Genomic DNA, 461 nt, shown 5'->3' on the forward strand with positions numbered 1-461 from the left:
CGCCGCCCGCACGTCTTCTACGAGGCCCGCGCCGCGCAGCTGTGCGCCGACTCGGTCCTCGTCTCGTCCAGGCGCGGGATAGACGCCGACGAGCCCGCCGCGGCCGAGGCGCTCGCCCTCATCCGCGACGGCCTGGGCCGGGGGCTCTCGCCCGAGCAGCTGTCCGCCCGCAACGGCGGGCCCGTGGACCTGTCGCCCTCGACGATCTACCGCTGGGTCGCGGCGGGCTACGACGGCATGACCAACATGGAGCTCAGGCGGAAGGTCGGCTACAGGCCCAGGTCGCACCGGGCCCCGAAGAGGTCGACGCCGCACTCGCCCCGCAGGTCGCACGCCGCGTTCCTCGCCCTCGGCGAGGACGCGTGCGCCGCGGCCTGGGAGATGGGCACCGTCGAGGGGGCCCGGGAGGACGGCGCCTGCCTGCTCACGCTGCTGCACCGCCCCAGCAGGCTGCAGCTTGC

At 75.7% G+C, this 461-nt stretch carries 1 pseudogene; it reads left to right on the forward strand.

The annotated features are described in order from the left end of the window. Positions 1–461 (forward strand): annotated as a pseudogene (locus DW233_RS10130) (IS30 family transposase); the annotation flags it as partial.

The organism is Collinsella sp. AM20-15AC (assembly GCF_003471405.1).
GTDB lineage: Bacteria > Actinomycetota > Coriobacteriia > Coriobacteriales > Coriobacteriaceae > Collinsella.